The sequence below is a fragment of the Niallia sp. 01092 genome, from assembly GCF_052318935.1.
GTDB lineage: Bacteria > Bacillota > Bacilli > Bacillales > Cytobacillaceae > Niallia.
The window spans coordinates 30,507-45,788 of sequence record NZ_JBQRKO010000001.1 but is presented as its reverse complement, the minus strand read 5'-3'; the positions used below and the strand labels follow the sequence as shown (position 1 = coordinate 45,788).

At 31.2% G+C, this 15,282-nt stretch carries 24 protein-coding genes; 5 read left to right on the top strand and 19 right to left on the bottom strand.

The annotated features are described in order from the left end of the window. The first annotated feature begins 215 nt into the window (after positions 1-215). A complete protein-coding gene (locus tag ACTXGU_RS00280; RefSeq protein ID WP_443479496.1) occupies positions 216-782 on the top strand; it encodes a hydrolase in 567 nt (188 codons plus the stop codon). 76 nt (positions 783-858) lie between these two features. Here the strand turns inward: ACTXGU_RS00280 and ACTXGU_RS00275 are convergent, their stop codons facing one another. The 4 genes from ACTXGU_RS00275 to ACTXGU_RS00260 form a co-directional block, all read right to left on the bottom strand. Then, positions 859-1,629, bottom strand: a complete 771-nt coding sequence (locus ACTXGU_RS00275) for a TIGR03943 family putative permease subunit (RefSeq protein WP_443479495.1) — start codon at positions 1,627-1,629, stop codon at positions 859-861. Between the two features lie 33 nt (positions 1,630-1,662). Further along, the gene (locus tag ACTXGU_RS00270) at positions 1,663-2,673 is read right to left on the bottom strand and encodes a permease (protein ID WP_443479494.1); all 1,011 of its coding nucleotides are present in this window, start codon (positions 2,671-2,673) and stop codon (positions 1,663-1,665) included. Positions 2,674-2,848: 175 nt separating this feature from the next. Further along, positions 2,849-3,766 carry a CobW family GTP-binding protein gene (locus ACTXGU_RS00265; protein WP_443479493.1) on the bottom strand — a complete coding sequence of 306 codons (918 nt, stop codon included), beginning with the start codon at positions 3,764-3,766 and terminating at the stop codon, positions 2,849-2,851. A gap of 136 nt (positions 3,767-3,902) precedes the next feature. After that, complete coding sequence (locus ACTXGU_RS00260; protein WP_443479492.1) at positions 3,903-4,085, bottom strand: H-type small acid-soluble spore protein; 183 nt, start codon at positions 4,083-4,085, stop codon at positions 3,903-3,905. 226 nt (positions 4,086-4,311) lie between these two features. Here ACTXGU_RS00260 and ACTXGU_RS00255 point away from each other — a divergent pair, with 226 nt between their 5' ends. Continuing rightward, positions 4,312-5,379, top strand: coding sequence for a DUF3900 domain-containing protein (locus ACTXGU_RS00255; protein WP_443479491.1), 1,068 nt, complete (start codon positions 4,312-4,314; stop codon positions 5,377-5,379). Positions 5,380-5,660: 281 nt separating this feature from the next. Here the strand turns inward: ACTXGU_RS00255 and ACTXGU_RS00250 are convergent, their stop codons facing one another. The 4 genes from ACTXGU_RS00250 to ACTXGU_RS00235 all read right to left on the bottom strand — a co-directional run bounded on the left by ACTXGU_RS00250 (position 5,661) and on the right by ACTXGU_RS00235 (position 6,793). Next, a complete protein-coding gene (locus ACTXGU_RS00250) occupies positions 5,661-5,864 on the bottom strand; it encodes a hypothetical protein (protein WP_443479490.1) in 204 nt (67 codons plus the stop codon). A 41-nt stretch (positions 5,865-5,905) separates the two neighbouring features. Next, entirely contained in the window at positions 5,906-6,049 is a 144-nt protein-coding gene (locus tag ACTXGU_RS00245; RefSeq protein ID WP_443479489.1) for a hypothetical protein, read from the bottom strand. A gap of 190 nt (positions 6,050-6,239) precedes the next feature. Continuing rightward, entirely contained in the window at positions 6,240-6,578 is a 339-nt protein-coding gene (locus ACTXGU_RS00240) for a hypothetical protein (protein WP_443479488.1), read from the bottom strand. A 17-nt stretch (positions 6,579-6,595) separates the two neighbouring features. Further along, a complete protein-coding gene (locus ACTXGU_RS00235; protein ID WP_443479487.1) occupies positions 6,596-6,793 on the bottom strand; it encodes a hypothetical protein in 198 nt (65 codons plus the stop codon). A 191-nt stretch (positions 6,794-6,984) separates the two neighbouring features. On the opposite strand from ACTXGU_RS00235, the gene ACTXGU_RS00230 reads away from it, so the two are divergent. Then, the gene (locus tag ACTXGU_RS00230) at positions 6,985-7,203 is read left to right on the top strand and encodes a helix-turn-helix transcriptional regulator (RefSeq protein WP_443479486.1); all 219 of its coding nucleotides are present in this window, start codon (positions 6,985-6,987) and stop codon (positions 7,201-7,203) included. Positions 7,204-7,309: 106 nt separating this feature from the next. On the opposite strand, the gene ACTXGU_RS00225 is transcribed toward ACTXGU_RS00230, so the two are convergent. The 3 genes from ACTXGU_RS00225 to ACTXGU_RS00215 all read right to left on the bottom strand — a co-directional run bounded on the left by ACTXGU_RS00225 (position 7,310) and on the right by ACTXGU_RS00215 (position 9,209). Further along, complete coding sequence (locus tag ACTXGU_RS00225; RefSeq protein WP_443479485.1) at positions 7,310-8,146, bottom strand: hypothetical protein; 837 nt, start codon at positions 8,144-8,146, stop codon at positions 7,310-7,312. A gap of 56 nt (positions 8,147-8,202) precedes the next feature. Beyond that, positions 8,203-8,946 (bottom strand): hypothetical protein, encoded by a 744-nt coding sequence (locus ACTXGU_RS00220; protein ID WP_443479484.1) that lies wholly within the window; start codon positions 8,944-8,946, stop codon positions 8,203-8,205. Between the two features lie 113 nt (positions 8,947-9,059). Continuing rightward, the gene (locus ACTXGU_RS00215) at positions 9,060-9,209 is read right to left on the bottom strand and encodes a hypothetical protein (RefSeq protein ID WP_443479483.1); all 150 of its coding nucleotides are present in this window, start codon (positions 9,207-9,209) and stop codon (positions 9,060-9,062) included. 185 nt (positions 9,210-9,394) lie between these two features. Here ACTXGU_RS00215 and ACTXGU_RS00210 point away from each other — a divergent pair, with 185 nt between their 5' ends. Further along, complete coding sequence (locus tag ACTXGU_RS00210; protein WP_443479482.1) at positions 9,395-10,216, top strand: hypothetical protein; 822 nt, start codon at positions 9,395-9,397, stop codon at positions 10,214-10,216. Positions 10,217-10,371: 155 nt separating this feature from the next. Then, positions 10,372-10,881 carry a hypothetical protein gene (locus ACTXGU_RS00205; protein WP_443479481.1) on the top strand — a complete coding sequence of 170 codons (510 nt, stop codon included), beginning with the start codon at positions 10,372-10,374 and terminating at the stop codon, positions 10,879-10,881. A 55-nt stretch (positions 10,882-10,936) separates the two neighbouring features. On the opposite strand, the gene ACTXGU_RS00200 is transcribed toward ACTXGU_RS00205, so the two are convergent. From ACTXGU_RS00200 to ACTXGU_RS00165, 8 genes are all read right to left on the bottom strand, one after another. Next, positions 10,937-11,278 (bottom strand): hypothetical protein, encoded by a 342-nt coding sequence (locus tag ACTXGU_RS00200; RefSeq protein WP_443479480.1) that lies wholly within the window; start codon positions 11,276-11,278, stop codon positions 10,937-10,939. 65 nt (positions 11,279-11,343) lie between these two features. Next, complete coding sequence (locus tag ACTXGU_RS00195) at positions 11,344-12,090, bottom strand: hypothetical protein (RefSeq protein WP_443479479.1); 747 nt, start codon at positions 12,088-12,090, stop codon at positions 11,344-11,346. A 39-nt stretch (positions 12,091-12,129) separates the two neighbouring features. After that, entirely contained in the window at positions 12,130-12,849 is a 720-nt protein-coding gene (locus ACTXGU_RS00190) for a hypothetical protein (protein ID WP_443479478.1), read from the bottom strand. Between the two features lie 12 nt (positions 12,850-12,861). Then, the gene (locus tag ACTXGU_RS00185) at positions 12,862-13,176 is read right to left on the bottom strand and encodes a phage head-tail connector protein (protein WP_443479477.1); all 315 of its coding nucleotides are present in this window, start codon (positions 13,174-13,176) and stop codon (positions 12,862-12,864) included. Next, the gene (locus ACTXGU_RS00180) at positions 13,163-13,312 is read right to left on the bottom strand and encodes a hypothetical protein (RefSeq protein WP_443479476.1); all 150 of its coding nucleotides are present in this window, start codon (positions 13,310-13,312) and stop codon (positions 13,163-13,165) included. Before ACTXGU_RS00180 ends, ACTXGU_RS00185 begins: the two co-directional genes overlap by 14 nt. Continuing rightward, the gene (locus tag ACTXGU_RS00175; protein WP_443479475.1) at positions 13,305-13,625 is read right to left on the bottom strand and encodes a hypothetical protein; all 321 of its coding nucleotides are present in this window, start codon (positions 13,623-13,625) and stop codon (positions 13,305-13,307) included. Before ACTXGU_RS00175 ends, ACTXGU_RS00180 begins: the two co-directional genes overlap by 8 nt. A gap of 58 nt (positions 13,626-13,683) precedes the next feature. Beyond that, entirely contained in the window at positions 13,684-14,568 is an 885-nt protein-coding gene (locus ACTXGU_RS00170) for a phage major capsid protein (protein WP_443479474.1), read from the bottom strand. A gap of 49 nt (positions 14,569-14,617) precedes the next feature. Then, on the bottom strand, positions 14,618-15,196 hold the full coding sequence (locus tag ACTXGU_RS00165; protein ID WP_443479473.1) for a DUF4355 domain-containing protein: 579 nt from the start codon (positions 15,194-15,196) through the stop codon (positions 14,618-14,620). Positions 15,197-15,282 lie beyond the last annotated feature (86 nt).

The window sequence follows — 15,282 nt, the reverse complement described above, 5'->3', positions numbered from 1 at the left end:
TATACCATAATCAGTTGCAATATCTTGTACTGATGTAGAAAGGCAACCTTGCTCCTTAACAATTTTATAGCAATATCCTGTGTAATAATCATCCTTAAGAACACTTAACTTGACACCATTTGACTTATAGTACAAAAATATAAACATATAGTCAAACCTATTGTTTGTATTTTAAAACAATAAGGTCCTTAATTAATGTATGGGAGTGTTTGAAAATGGAAAATCTTATTGATCTAAAAAAAACTGCATTAGTTGTAATTGACTTACAAAAATGGCTAGGAAACCAATATGCTCCATATTCTGCAGAACAAGTTATTCATAATGCTTCTGCACTAGCAGATTCTTTTCGCAAAACAGGTGCTTTTGTCTCCTTGGTTCGTGTTTCAAGCAAGGATATGAAAGATATACCCCACCCTAAACTAGATATTGCTCCGCCACCATTAAATATGCCTAATGGTTGGGATGAATTTGTTCAAGAACTAAACGTTTCTAAATCAGATCACATAGTAACTAAAAAACAATGGGGAGCATTTTATGGAACTGACTTAGATTTGCAATTGCGTCGCCGAGGAATAGATACTATAGTATTATGCGGGATAGCAACAGGACTTGGTGTAGATACAACAGCTCGAGAAGCATTTATGCATGGTTATAATCTTATATTTAGTATTGATGCTATGACAGGATTTTCACAAGAGGAGCACGATCATGTAAAAAACTTTATCTTCCCTAGAATAGGGAAAATACGAACAACTAGCGAAATAATAAAATCTATGAATTAACAATGTTTTACTCTTGAAGGGTAGTATCTGTTATCAATTAGTAGGGGATTAGTTCATTTCTAATGAACTAATCTACTTATAAATCATATAAATACTGCTCTATCGGCTTTTCGATTTGTTTTACACCTTTTATTTGCAATACAGGCATCGTACCCCCATCTTTTTCTTCTTTTTTTATGATGGCAGATACTTTATACCAGCTGCCTGTTTTTAATGACTGCACATCTCCTGATAACAAATATCCATAAATAGAAGTATCGGCAACACAATGGGTCATCAATTGTCTTGCAATAACAGCTTCATTTGCGGAGAAATTTTCTTCTCTATAAATAAAACCGTTTATTTCTATTTCTGTTCCAACTAATGAATCCAGTTTATTATTTAGTAAATCCATAACCATAAAAAAATTTTCATCATTCACAACCAGTTTTTTATTTACGATAATATTTTCTAAATCCTGTTCTGTACCTTGCTTCGTATCTGAAATATACCCTGCAGTGGATAACAATTCTTTATTAATAGAAAAATCTTGAATAGTAAAAAAGAAAAATAATGGACTAACAAACAAAAGGTAGGGAGCAAGTAGTTTAATTATAGAGGTGTTTTGATCACAAACATCACAATCACAATCTGCCCCTTGTAGATTGCTGTTTAACAATCGAAAGAAACCTAATAAAAATAAAGCTGCCATTGAAAATAGCAGAAACGGAATCATTTTTGGAGCAATAAGCAAAGTAAGTGTGTTTTTAACGTATAATTTAAAAATAAGTAAACTAAAACTAATTAAAATGATTCCTTGAAGTTCATTCGAAAATTGCCAATTTGGACTCCATCTTATTTTCAACATTCTCTTCTCCCCTCCTTTTTTCTGATTCAAAGATTATAATGAAAGGAAACTACCTGCTAAAATCGATAAAAGAAATACAACGATTGTCACAAAAAACATAAACAACATCACAAACTTTATCTTAAAGGAAGACAACATCACAAACGTGTTTTTCAAATCAAGAATGGGGCCAAATACTAAAAATCCTAATAATGCTTGTGCGGAGAAAATTTTCGCAAAGGAAGCGGCAACAAATGCATCTGCCTCTGAACATAAAGATAAGACATAAGCTAGTCCCATCATAACAGCTGTTCCTTGAAAAGAAGTTTCCGCAGCTTGTACAACTGCAGAACCTTGCACATACAATTGAGCAAAACTCGCAAACAATGCACCAATCATAAAATATTTGCCTACCGTAAAAAATTCATGACATGTATGATGAAGTATTCCTTTCCACTTCGATTCCCCTCTATTTCGATTTACTTGGACAGTATTTATCAAATCATCCTTTTGTATTTTCAAAACATTTCCTTTTCCAAAAATAAAATATATAAGGGAACTTACGACCACAGCAGCTACAATACAAACAAGGAACCTCCCATATACTAATTGCAGGTTATTTTGAAAAGCAAAATAAGTGCTGCCAAATACAATAATATTTAAAATAGGGGCTCCCATTAATAATACGACACCAACATGAATAGGAACTCCTTTTTGAATAAGCCTGCGGACAACAGGAATAATGGCGCATTCACAAACAGGTGTAATGACCGCAGCTAAAAGCGCCATTCCTATTGCCGCTACTGGATTCTTCGGAATAAACTTTGCAATCATATTTTCTGAAATAAATAGATTAATAACCGACGAAGCGATAGCACCTAATAAAAGAAAAGGCAAAGCTTCTAAAAAAATGCCTAAAAAAAGAATAAAAATTGTTTTGCCATCTTCAGATAACGCTATTCCGATTGATTGAATAAATGCCTCATTCCCAAAAAAGAATAAAGACATCATTAAGAAGAATAATGTAAAAATAACGATATCTTTTAACGATGTTGGAATAGACATATATAAACTCCTTCTATTATTATTTAACCCTTCTATATTCGTGATAAACCACAAAAAGCTTGTCTTTTCTTCTATTAAACAATATGCCATCTAGTTTCTCATTATAACTAGACGCATGATTTAACTAAAAGCCAAAAAATACGCTTTATTCTCGTTTACTATATTCTCCATCTTTCTATAAATGAACATCCTGTTCTTTTAATCCTTCACCAATTAAAATAATTTGTCCTCTAGCATAAGATGGATGATCTTTTAGTTGTTCCCAAATGAGTTGACCAGATGCAAATTGAAAATGATACCACTCCATATCATCACAGTTTTGAACCGTACCTTTTGCTCTTATCAATTTATCTTTATGCTTTAAAAGCAATTCTTTTATGTCTCTTTTTGATAATTCTTTACGTTGTTCAATTTTAATTGCTTTTAAATGAAGATGGTTTGAATGGTTATCGCCGGTGTTTTCAGGAAGAACAAATGTATGGTTTTCTAAATAATTAGTCACTCCTTCTCCATATGTGGAATAGACGATAGGTGCTGTTTGATTGTATTTGCGTACAAGTTTATTTATTTTTTCTATTTTCTCTTTTTTTGGAAGCTGGTCCATTTTATTTAATACAAGCAGACTCCCCCTCTCCATTTGTTCCTTCTGCAATTGTCTTACTTCTTTTGAACTAGAAAAAACGCTTATATAGTCTGTTACATGGACACTGTCAATCACACATATACTTTGTTCTATCGTAAAATGCTCTGCAAATTGTTTTTCTGCAAATGTTTCGATTATTTCCCCAGGATTTGCCACGCCAGTTCCCTCTAAAAGGATTACATCTATTTTTTCTTGCTTAACAATCGTCATTAATTCAGTTAAGGTGGTTTTTAAATCCTCTTTAATCGAACAGCAAACACAGCCATTCAACAGTTCGAATAACGATTCATCTGCAAATAAATGCTTCTCTACATTGGCATTCCCCAACTCATTTAAGATAATCGCTATTTTTTTGTTGTTTTTTTTAAAATACTCCTTACACTTTAATAATGTACTTGTCTTCCCACTCCCTAAAAAGCCGTTAATTAAATATACAGCCGTTTTTGACATAAAAAAACCTCCTTCACTTATGTATATATATGAAGGAGATGGTTCATTTAGTACAGCATATAATCACAACAATTCTTATTTTCATTGTCCTATGATTCTAAGCTGAAAGTTGTTAGGAATATATTTATTTCTCTTTTTACTCGACTTCTTGTAAGCTTGCTATATCTACTTCAGTTGGTTCTTTCATTCCTCCGATTAAATGTACAATAGCTGTTTCATTTGCTTCTTTAATTTCATCAATCCAGATAGAAACACCATTGTATTGCACTTCAATTTCTGCTGGAGACGAAAGAATTTGCTTTGCTCTGTTTATATCCAATTTTCCCACCTACTTCCCTTTTAGAAATTCAGCTCCAACTGTTAAGTAAAGATCTTTAAGTTGGTTCCCATTCTCGACAATGGTTACTTTTTCATTATGCCAATTATTTCTTTTCCTATTCTTTATTTTCTCAGCGCATCATAACCAATTTTTGTTTCATTAGAGATTGACCTATGTTTGAACCTTCTCTATACTTAATAGCTGATGTTAGAAAGCAGGGTGAGTTATGGATTTTGAAATTATCCATCTTTCCTTTTATATAGTGACAGTGGAAGGAAAAGATGAAAAAGCAATCAAACAATATAAACATTTTCAAACATTAAATGATGCTGATTACGAAGACAGTACATTAAAAGAATTTTTAGATGGTGAGCTTGAAAAGATTGCAAAACGGAAAGTAGACCGCCATCCAAAATCAGAAAACGCTCCAACAAAAATAGGCAGGTTCATTGTGGAACCAGGCCATGATGCAACATCAAATCCTAATTACAATCTATTTCAGGCGGTCAGAGCAGCAAGTACACGAGAAACATTTCAAGAAAATGCTGAAAAAATTGTCTCTACCTATATTGATACGAGTGCCATTAGAGGCGGTGTTTTTCTTGTAGCTACCGCTAAATTACGCAAATATTTTGATGAACCGTTTCTGTTTATTTTGAAATGTGATTTCGAACCAAAAGTTGCCAGCATTACCGACGAAAAAACAATGATTAAACAAGTAGAAATGGCCATCACCACCAAAAATATGAAAAGCATACAATACCCCTACATGCCAGAAGAAGGCATGATAGAGGAAAATGAACTGAAAATCCATCAATCTTCCCATGCACGCTATTTCGAGGATTTCCTGAAATTTGTAGAATATGGAGAATCGATGCCAGAAATCATCAAATCGCAAGTAATGACAATGGTACAGACCCATATTGAAGAAACGTATGATACAGAAAGTGAAGAAAAAGAGCAGTTCGAAACAGCGATGGAAGTGTGGGCTACGAGTCCAAAGCGTGAATTGCAAGAACGTTTCACCACAGAACAAGTTGTTGAAGCAACCGCTCAAATTATTGAGCATTCACCAGATGCGGAGTTAAAGATGAAGCTTGACCATATTGCCGTGAAAGGATTGCTGAGTGATTATGGTGATAGTATTCATTTGGCTAAGGTAAATAATAAATATGTATTGCTCGTTGAGGCAGATTCGATACAGTTTGAGCAAGGAGGATATTCTCCGATCGAGCTATTGCGCCCTGATGAGTTGGATGTGGTGTTGGAAAAGGTGAAGCGTAAAGGGTATTAAGGCAAATTGGATGGATTTTGAGTTTAGGCGATTTAATAGTGAAGAGACATTATTTCGAAGAAAAATATGCGAAAGATTGTAGGAGTCACAGGAAAATTTATCGAAATGTGACCTCAAATGTGACCGGAGTCACACGGAAAAACTCTTAATGTGGAACAAAAAATTATTTCTTATAGCATGTCCTACACTATAAAAAAACAGGTTTCTATTTCAGAGACCTGTTTATCTTTTTGATTCGGATTATTTAGTAAAAAATTCTGGAAATCATTAACTTAAAGAAGTTAATAGAATTCTCTAATAAAGAATTCTTTTATTGCCTTAAGCGATTCTTCATGTTCCTCTTTATTTTTTGTAAATGATATTTTATATAAAAATCCATCTATTCGTTCTTTTGAGACATATGTATCGCATTCTTCCGTTTCAATATGTGTAAAGTCATTTTTTAAATCTAACTTAATATTAGTTCCTTTTTGCTGCTCTCTCATGCTGTTATCTCCTATTTAATTACTATTTCACTGCACTAAAATTACTCATCAGTTAATAAGTATCGCTTTAATTTTTCTTTTGCTTTTTCTTTCGTAGAGTTGTGATTAATATAGATATGAATTAACCCATATTCCGTTTCAATTTCTTTAAAAAATTCTAAGCCTTCTTCATTTAATTTCTCCATTTGATCATCTCCTTTTCATTGAGTAATAGTACCATTTTTAATAGTTCACTTTCCTCGGTAATTTCTTATAATAGTTCAATTAACTTGAATAATTTAGATGGATTTACCAAATCATATTGAAATTAGCACAAAAAAACACCCCACAATTGTTGTGGAGTGAGATATAACCTTCAAATTTGAGGGGGTATGTTTATTTTTCAATTAATGTTTCTTTAAAAGCAACTAGTTTATTTAATGTACATTTTGCTTTATCTATATCCCTTTCCATATGTAAAGGTAAGAAATTTTCTTCAGGAAATACCAAAGTTTTAGATAAAGCATTAATCGCATTATCTAAAACTTTCAGATTATAACATTTCCAGTTACAGAAATGATGATGTTCATATTTATAACTATTTGCATATACTTGTTCAAACGCATCTCGAGGAACTATATCTTCTGGAATAACTAAACTATAATTTTTTTCACCCTTAGATACTCCTGTAACATTATTACAATATCTACATTTATACTCTTTAGTAAAGACCATTAACACTCTCCTAGATTTTATAATTTAATATCAAGTGTTGAAACCTGTGCTGGAATACTCATAATATCGTCAGGTTCTTTTTCATGAGAATGTATTTCAGTAAATTCGGATACTTTCATTTTAAAATTACCTATTGTTAAAACAGTTTCTTCATCTACTTGTAATTTTTTTAAAAATTTATGATTTTGATTAATAATAATTGTTCTTTTAGACATATAAACACCTCCCATCTACCTACTACTTTCGGCATAAATAGAGATATTCCCTTTAAAAACTTGTAAATATTTGTAGATTTTTTTGGGGGGGTGTGTAAAATGGTAAGTTATGATTTTACACTTTTGATTTCTATTATTTCGTTGTGGTATATTTTAATTTGTATAATATAGAGTAATAGGAGCTACTAGAAATGACAACAAGAAAAAAGGAATTGCTTTCAGTTAAAGAAATTATGGATATTACTGGACTAGGGAAAAATAAAGTTTATGAATTATTGCACAGTGGGGAATTTACAGTTTACAGATTTGGTGCAAAATTTATGGCACTTGAAAAAGATTTTTATGATTGGTTATACAACGATAAACGTAAGAAAAACAGTTACATACTCACAGTTAAAGGACTCAAGTAGAGTCCTTTAACTGTGTAATCACCGCATTTTATTCAACGCATACAGATTATATCATAATGTAATTTAATAAAACAATAGGATTCATCTTAAGGCATCAACTGTTTTATTAAATTTCCATAACATTAATAATTTGTTCTGCATTAACATTTAAATCATCTTTTAATCGCATTTTTGGATTACAATTCTCATCCCAGTCATTAAAAAATTTTTTACTTAAATAATATAAACAATATCTAATTATCTTAAACTGCTTTTGTTTATTATTTAAACTGGCACTAAAATCGAATACCACATTTTCAATATCTGCCATAAAAGTAATAGTATAAGATTTTGATATTTTAGCCCAATTCATCGAAACATTACTTAAATTTAATAACCTTAACATATTTTCTAATATTTCTGGAAACTTATATATATGGTAAACGTCACTATTCTCGTGAAGTTTACCATTAAATAAAAAACCATTTACACATTTATCTATTGACCCAAAACTATTACCTTCAAGACGATTAGAAACCATTCTCGCTGCTGCGGATTCATATCCATTAAAATACTTTGACCAATCAACTCTTTGATTTTTGTAATATACCTCTAATATTCCTTCAATCTCCTTAAATTCAATACCTTTTTCATTTAAATAAACACTCATATCAGTTTCTTTAGTTAGGGCATCAAACAAGTTAAAGATTGGCTCTTTTGAGATATCTTTTTTATATATTCTTGAAGTAAGTTGAGATATAGTTATTTTTTCAAAATTTATCGTTGCTTTACCATTTAATTTCTTAATAAACATTAAAAATTCTTCAATATTAACATCTTCAGGGTAACCTTTTAAAATATTGAATTTGTTTTTCATAATATAGTATCTTATATCGGCTGACTTTACACCAAAGACATTAGCTAAAGAAGAATACACGCTATTTAGATCAGTTGTATTTATCATGATAATTAATTTTCCTTTTCATTATTAATGTTAGATTAGTCAAATTGTATCCTTTTTCAATCTTGTATCGTTGTCAAAACTCCATCTTCAAAATACAAATATTTACTACTATATTCACCATAAACCCATTGTTCATCAGTCCCATTAGCAGTTGTAGTTCGATTAACATGATCAGGCATTCCCCAACCATCTGCTAATACCTCTTCTTTTGTCATACCAATTGATACGGTTTTAGGACTTTCTGCTCTCAATTTTGCCTGTTCAGCTAGCTCTCTTTTTTCATCTTCGATTCGTTGCTGTTCTCTTTCTTTTTCTTGTTGCTCGTCATATTTATCAACTATTGGTCTATAACGATTTTCTTTTTCCTGTAATCTTTTTTCTAAATCTTTAACCTGTTTTTTGATCTTATCTGGAATAAATTTGACTTCTTCTAATTTTGTTAAAGCATAATAATACTTAACTTCAAGTTCTTTAATCTGTGGAATATTAGATTCGTCTACTCCATTTTTCTCTAATTCTTGCCCTTCTTGATATTTCCTAAATGCAAAAGAAATTTTATTATAATCAACTTTTACTTCATCAGCACTATTTTTTGTTAATTCTAATAATTGTTCATACTTTTTATCCAGTACTAGTTGTATATACTTCTGTTCTTCCTCTGTTATTTTTCTAGTGTATAAGTCTTCCTTTGTTTCTTCTGTCTCACTTGCTGCCGTCTCTGTTTTCTTTGGTTCTTTATTTACCGAACTACATCCAGCAATCAACGGCAACAATAAAATCAATGTGATTATTAATCTCAAAGCAACTCCCCCCTATAACAATGTTTAGTAACATTTTACCATGTTATTGTAAGGAAATAGTAAAAATATTTTATATTTTTTGGATGCGTAAAATTATTTATTCGAATGTTAATTTAAGAAATGCGTGAAGTTTTTACTTGGTGAGGTTCTAATGGAAACGCTTCTAAGAAGGAGTCTATAAGACTTTTTAAATCTGCGGGAGTTTGTACATTTTCATATTCATTTTTAAATTGAGTTAACTGGTCATATTCATTATCTTTCATGCTATCTTCCCTCCTTTCTGACTACTTAGATTATTCTCTTTAGTAGTTAATTATCCCTGTAAGTTCACAAATAATACAATTTTTTTCAGTTCTAAAGTATTAAATAGGAGAAAAAGGAAGCTAAATCATTTATAATATATGTACATAAAATAGATTTATCTATATTTTAGAATGGGGATTGACAGATGAAATTTGATGAATATACTAATTTAGCAAATAGAATAGCTGAATCTACTAAATACTTAACAAAACTTCCTGAAATATATACAATAATTTCGAGTACTTATAATAAAAAAGCCTTTGATATACCAAAATTCGTTTATGAATTCCCTAAAATTAAGATACCGAAAATTGAATTACCACGAATAAGCTTTCCAAAAATTGATTTTGAAGAAGTTAGAAAAATAACTGCAAATAATTCAAAATATGGGTGGACATTAACAGGAGAAATGTTACCAAGAGATTATTTGAACAGAGAATTAATAGATATGTCAGCAGAAGAAACAGATGCATACTTTTATTCATATTACAGTTATGAAGATGAAAATGGAAATCTACCTAACTACAAAGATGCACAAAAAACTATAATTGATACTATAGATTCTCGATGGACTTCGTTGGTTGAAGAATGTTTTAAATGTTATGAACTAGGGATATTTAAAGTGGCTATTCCAAACTTGATAGCTATTATAGAAGGTGAAATTAGTCTTATTGCTAATAATAATTTAATTGGTGCAAGACTATTAAACTCATGGAAGAAAGATGTTGATATTGAAAGTAATAAATTTAGTGCAATTGCTATGTACTCTGTGTTCCACTTTTTTCAAGAATCACTATTTTTATCAAGAAATTTTGATGAAGAAAGACCAGAGGTTATTAATAGGAATTGGATTCTTCACGGACGGGATGATCCTTCTCTGTGGAAGGTTGAGGATTATTTTCGATTAATAAATACGCTAAGTGCTTTACAATTTGTAAAAGACATATTAAATGATGAGGCTTTTTAAGGAGAAAATGATTTAGGAGGAGAGATGGTGAATATACAGAAGCAGATGAAGTTGTTGAATTATTTGAGGGAAAGTGTAAACTTGAAATAGGTAACTATTAATAGGTAACAAAAAATTTTTATTTTTTATTATATTAAGAGTGGAGAGAGAATTTAGTGGCTAAAGTTCAAGTTAAAACTAATGAATCTAGTAATCCAAAAGAAAATCCACATATAGGATTTGTTATAGCTATAGTTTCTTTAATAGCCTCTTTTGTTTTATTTTTCGGTTGGGAAATTTTTGGTAATGAAATGGTTTTACAAATCGTGGCAAGTGGGTGCTTGGTTATTGGTTTGTGTGGTTTTGGTGCAGAAATAACAAATTATACAAAAGATGATGGTGCTTTAGAAGCTGGAATTGGATTATCTTTTACATTTTTTATTCTAATGTTTAAAGCTGCAGTACCTGGAACACCTAATTTAGTAGTACTTGGATTTATTTTATTTGGTCTATTATTTATAGGGGTTTCTATTGCTCGTTTATTTCCTTTAAAAAAGATTAACAAACCAAATAATATTCAAAATGAGAATACACCACTGCTAAACAAAATTAAATATATAATAATTGCAGGGCAAATTTTAGGATTAGTTGTAAATATTGTGAATTTTATTAGGCTTTTTATTTAAATCAAAGTACATGATAACAACATTTAGAATAGTGTAAATTTACACTATTCTTTTTTTATGTGTATGCTCCTACTTCAGTTATCAACACTTCCAAATGATTATCATATTTCAAAGTATAAGTAATCTTATATTTATATCCATTGTAAACGAATTCAGTGTTTGTTTTAAATTTATCATATGTACTAGGAATTACATTTCTTTTTCTGACAAATAACCGATATCTAACTTCAATAGTAGATAAACCATATGTATTAGTTGCCAGTAATGGGGAAAATGGTTCCCATGTAAATTTAAATGGGATTTCTGGTTTAGGACTGCCGTATATCGGTCTGCCGTCAGAATCGTAGCCGAGAAATGCACCTTTTGCACCGAAGAAATACCCTGTTTTTAATTTCATTTTTTCACCTTCTTTATAAAAGAATAAGGACTCCCTTTTTTAAATGAGAGTCCCCTATGTATTAATTAAGCAATTGGAATACGTTTAACGATACCTACAACAGTTGAAGTACGAGGTTTAATCACTCGTAAACTTGAACCCATCGCTTGTGCTGTTCTTTCTGAAGCAGTGTTAATTGTAAAGTTACCATCTGGAATAGCTTTGTAGAATTCATACTGAATTTTATGTGTAGCAGTTTCAGTAGATTCATCTACTTCTAAGGTTTCAAGTACAGCTTTCACTCCTTTAGCAAATACTTTGTTATCAATGAAGAATTCTTGTGTTTGTGCAGGAGTGTTATAGATATAGGTTTTTACTTCCAGTGATTCTCCAATTGCAACAGCCGGTGTTGCAGAAGTAAAGTCTACTTCATTTCCTGATACAGAAAAACCAGTCACACGTTGTCCATCTTCTTTATAAATTTTCATCTCATGGTTTGTTGCTGGAGTTTTCTCAACTGTAATTTTTGTTGCACCACCAATATCTTGTGCTAAGTACCATTTAGGCATGTGATAGGCAATTCCGGCATGTGTGACAACATCTTGTCCAAATTGCTTGGCTACCCATTCAAAATCAAACGAGATATCATTATAATTTATTGTAGTAGTACGATTTGAATGTAATACGCCAATAACCTCTCCACCTCTGCCACCAACAACGTCATTTGCTTGTACCTGTACCTCGATGCTTGAATCTTGTAAAGTTGTTTTACCAATTACGTCTCCATCATCATCAATTAAAATCATTTCAAAAACATCTGTAATTACTGCCATAATATATTCACCTTATCCTTTTATTTTTATAGTTTTTTATTATTTGAATGCTTGGTTTATATTTGATGAACTACTTTTCTTGAATACATCCTTGTATGGATCAGCATATAAATCCAAATACTCTGCAAAATGGTTAAGTTTAACTTCACTCGCAGCATAAGGATTGCCTAGCAAGTTAGCCGTTGCATCATAGGACTTAATTTGATTAATCCGTTGAAAATCTGTTTTCAATTGATACATAGTGTATTTTTCCAATACGTCATAATCCTTACATTTAACAACGGATACTGTACTAATCATGTCTTCCAAAGTAATGTTAGCTGCATCTTTATTTTTTAGTTTCAAAGCCTTCTCAGCCCACTCAGCGACACGTGGGTCTTTAAATATACGTGGCTCCAAGATTACATTTTGATGAAGAACAACTTTACGAAACTCCTCATAATTCAATGAAGTTATTAATTTTCCATCGTCATCACGGAAAAAATAAGTTTCCAAAGAATACAAATTAAATGAACTTGATCTAGTTGTTAAATTAAATAGGTTAATCAACTTTTCAAGTTCATCGGGGTTATTAGAAATGTAAAATAAAATCCTATCCAGCAATGGGATAGACTCATCTTCTGTAGGAAAGTTTGATTTTGATAACACGAGCACACTGAGATACGATTCAAATTCATCCCAATCCTTTAATTGAATGGGGTAAATCTCTCCAACTCCTTCAACTACTGCAGGACGATTAAAAATATTATTTAACAACATAAAAAATAAGAGTTACGTAACAATAACTCTTATACTCCTATTTCGATCTTTATAATTTTGTAATCTTTTCAGTATGTTGGGAGGGTATTCAGTGATATATGTTTCAATTAAACTTCCTTCTTCATTAGATTTTAAATTCTCTACACCTTTGCTTCGATATAAAAACACAACCATTTCGTACACTAAGGTATTAAGTGATTGTGGTAATGTATTAAGATTCAGTTCATCTAAAATATAATCAGTAGCCATAGAAACATAAAGATTTAATAAACCGTCTTGTGTTGTATCAGTGATATCCAATAATAATTTAATATTAGTTAGTTCCATCTGAATTCACACTTTTTTGACTCGACTTAGTTTTCTTTTCCTTAAAAGGAACATATCCTTGTCGTTCATATAAAACTTTGAAAGCTTTTTCAGTAGCAAAAATAATATGTCCATCTTTATTTTGATACTTATTCATTATTTACACCATCTCCATTCAATTCATCAAGAACACTTTGTTCGACTGATTCCTCAGGAGTATTAAATCTGATTTCAATTAATTCTAATTGTTTAATCATTTCTTCCTTCGATTCCTTCATATGAGATGCCATATGTTCAACTAAACCATTTCTGGAATACAGAGCATATAGTCCTCTATAAGACAAAGTTTCCAAATATGACCTTTCGTATTTAGAAGAAATTACTTCCAAATAACCTAAATCTTTATAGATAGTCTCATATGCTTTATCAGTCAAATAAACCAAATGTGTTCCCTTTGCATATTTTTTCATGTTACACCTCCCATCAAAAGGGAAGGAGACTATAAAAGCCTCCTATTCTATGTATAAATTAAGCTCCAGCTTGCGGAGTTAATGCAGCAAAAGCTTCATCCTTAATAGGTAAGAAACCTAAACGCATAGTTGCTTTGATAGCCACCATGTCTTGTTCAGCTAAAGCGAGTGGTTTTCCATCACCCATAGTTATAGTATGTAAAGTAGCTTCTTTTAGGATTTCATATTCAATCCCTTGACGAATACCAACTAAAGAATAGTCAAAATTACCAGCAAGTAGTTCTGCTTTAGTTTTATCGAAACTCGCATTATCAGCAAATTCAACAGCAATGTTATATAATTCTTTTTGGTTCACACCATCGACATATAGAGCATTACCATTAGCATCACGTAATTTACGTAAGTTATTTTTAATTCCACGATGACCAATGAAACCGTCAACGTCTAACCCTCCATCTTCAACTAGTGCCATTACATCGGAAACGTCTAAATCTAGGCTTGTATTCGTTCCTTTTGCAACTGTATTTCCTGCCGCTGTTGCTGCACCAAAGATATTTTTTGCAAATGGAGAATTAGTTCCAAATAAACAAGCTGAGTCAATAGCTTTATAGAAAGCTTTAGCGATCTCACCTTTTAATTCACTAAATACATCAATTACAGTATCATTTAATTTTTCTTTAGTTACAGGGATGATTACTGCTAATTTCTTAGCTTCAATTTCTGGGAAAATGTAAGATACTTCACTAGTTTGGATACGTTCAGATTCACCAACCCAGTAAGCTCCAGCTCCATTAGCTAAAACAGTGAATTTCTTTTTATCAGATTTCATTTCTTCTACTTTAGAAAGTTTTAATGTAGTTGAACCTTGAGTTACATCTTTCATAATTTCAAATGAACTTTCTGTTGGTACAAATCCTGCTAATTGATCTTTTAAAAATGCCATGTTTAATTTCCACCTTTATAATTTTATAGTTTGTTTTTTAATAAGTTAATTACTTACGAGTTTGGTTACTTAGAATAGCATCCATGAAGTTTCCTGTGGAACCTCCACCATTAGAACCATCGTCAATAACCGTTCCATTATTCTTTAAAATTTCATCTTTAACTGTTTGAATTTGAGCATTCCACTGTTCTTCAAACTTAGTTAAATTTTGTTTAGTTGATTCACTATCATTGCCTAATAATTGATCCACCAAAAACACTGGTAATTTCTTTTCAGAAAGAGTTGTCAAAGCTTCAGCCTTTAATTCTTTCGTTAAAGCTTCTTTATCTCGTGCAGCAATAAGTTCTTTTAGTTCTCTTATTTGCTTTTGTTCAGGAGTTTCAGACATATTTCTTTTTGCCATTTCATCCTCAATCAATTTTTCGAGATTATTCTTTTTGAAAGTTTCAATCCCTTGTGTTACTCGTGAATCTGATAATGATTGAAGTAATTTTTTACCGTCTTCATTATCTTCTAGGAACCCTTTAACTCCATCTACAGTAGGCGTATAAAGTTCTCCTAACAATGCTTTTACATTGTCTGTATCTTTCTGTCCCATTAGGAACTCTCTTACTTCTTTTAAATCCATTTCTTCCTCCTAACCCATTAAGTACATGCCTCAATGTGTTTTATTTGTGTTCTATTTGCTCTTTATGCCGTCTACAAATAGAAAAA

Coding starts and splice junctions, on each gene's coding strand:
- ACTXGU_RS00210 (WP_443479482.1), top strand. CDS start 9,395: ATGAAATTTGATGAATATACTAATTTAGCAAATAGAATAGCTGAATCT.
- ACTXGU_RS00165 (WP_443479473.1), bottom strand. CDS start 15,196: ATGGATTTAAAAGAAGTAAGAGAGTTCCTAATGGGACAGAAAGATACA.
- ACTXGU_RS00270 (WP_443479494.1), bottom strand. CDS start 2,673: ATGTCTATTCCAACATCGTTAAAAGATATCGTTATTTTTACATTATTC.
- ACTXGU_RS00275 (WP_443479495.1), bottom strand. CDS start 1,629: ATGTTGAAAATAAGATGGAGTCCAAATTGGCAATTTTCGAATGAACTT.
- ACTXGU_RS00190 (WP_443479478.1), bottom strand. CDS start 12,849: ATGTTGTTAAATAATATTTTTAATCGTCCTGCAGTAGTTGAAGGAGTT.
- ACTXGU_RS00225 (WP_443479485.1), bottom strand. CDS start 8,146: ATGATAAATACAACTGATCTAAATAGCGTGTATTCTTCTTTAGCTAAT.
- ACTXGU_RS00250 (WP_443479490.1), bottom strand. CDS start 5,864: ATGAGAGAGCAGCAAAAAGGAACTAATATTAAGTTAGATTTAAAAAAT.
- ACTXGU_RS00200 (WP_443479480.1), bottom strand. CDS start 11,278: ATGAAATTAAAAACAGGGTATTTCTTCGGTGCAAAAGGTGCATTTCTC.
- ACTXGU_RS00215 (WP_443479483.1), bottom strand. CDS start 9,209: ATGAAAGATAATGAATATGACCAGTTAACTCAATTTAAAAATGAATAT.
- ACTXGU_RS00230 (WP_443479486.1), top strand. CDS start 6,985: ATGACAACAAGAAAAAAGGAATTGCTTTCAGTTAAAGAAATTATGGAT.
- ACTXGU_RS00185 (WP_443479477.1), bottom strand. CDS start 13,176: ATGGAACTAACTAATATTAAATTATTATTGGATATCACTGATACAACA.
- ACTXGU_RS00255 (WP_443479491.1), top strand. CDS start 4,312: ATGGATTTTGAAATTATCCATCTTTCCTTTTATATAGTGACAGTGGAA.
- ACTXGU_RS00235 (WP_443479487.1), bottom strand. CDS start 6,793: ATGTCTAAAAGAACAATTATTATTAATCAAAATCATAAATTTTTAAAA.
- ACTXGU_RS00175 (WP_443479475.1), bottom strand. CDS start 13,625: ATGAAAAAATATGCAAAGGGAACACATTTGGTTTATTTGACTGATAAA.
- ACTXGU_RS00280 (WP_443479496.1), top strand. CDS start 216: ATGGAAAATCTTATTGATCTAAAAAAAACTGCATTAGTTGTAATTGAC.
- ACTXGU_RS00265 (WP_443479493.1), bottom strand. CDS start 3,766: ATGTCAAAAACGGCTGTATATTTAATTAACGGCTTTTTAGGGAGTGGG.
- ACTXGU_RS00245 (WP_443479489.1), bottom strand. CDS start 6,049: ATGGAGAAATTAAATGAAGAAGGCTTAGAATTTTTTAAAGAAATTGAA.
- ACTXGU_RS00240 (WP_443479488.1), bottom strand. CDS start 6,578: ATGGTCTTTACTAAAGAGTATAAATGTAGATATTGTAATAATGTTACA.
- ACTXGU_RS00195 (WP_443479479.1), bottom strand. CDS start 12,090: ATGGCAGTAATTACAGATGTTTTTGAAATGATTTTAATTGATGATGAT.
- ACTXGU_RS00170 (WP_443479474.1), bottom strand. CDS start 14,568: ATGGCATTTTTAAAAGATCAATTAGCAGGATTTGTACCAACAGAAAGT.
- ACTXGU_RS00180 (WP_443479476.1), bottom strand. CDS start 13,312: ATGAATAAGTATCAAAATAAAGATGGACATATTATTTTTGCTACTGAA.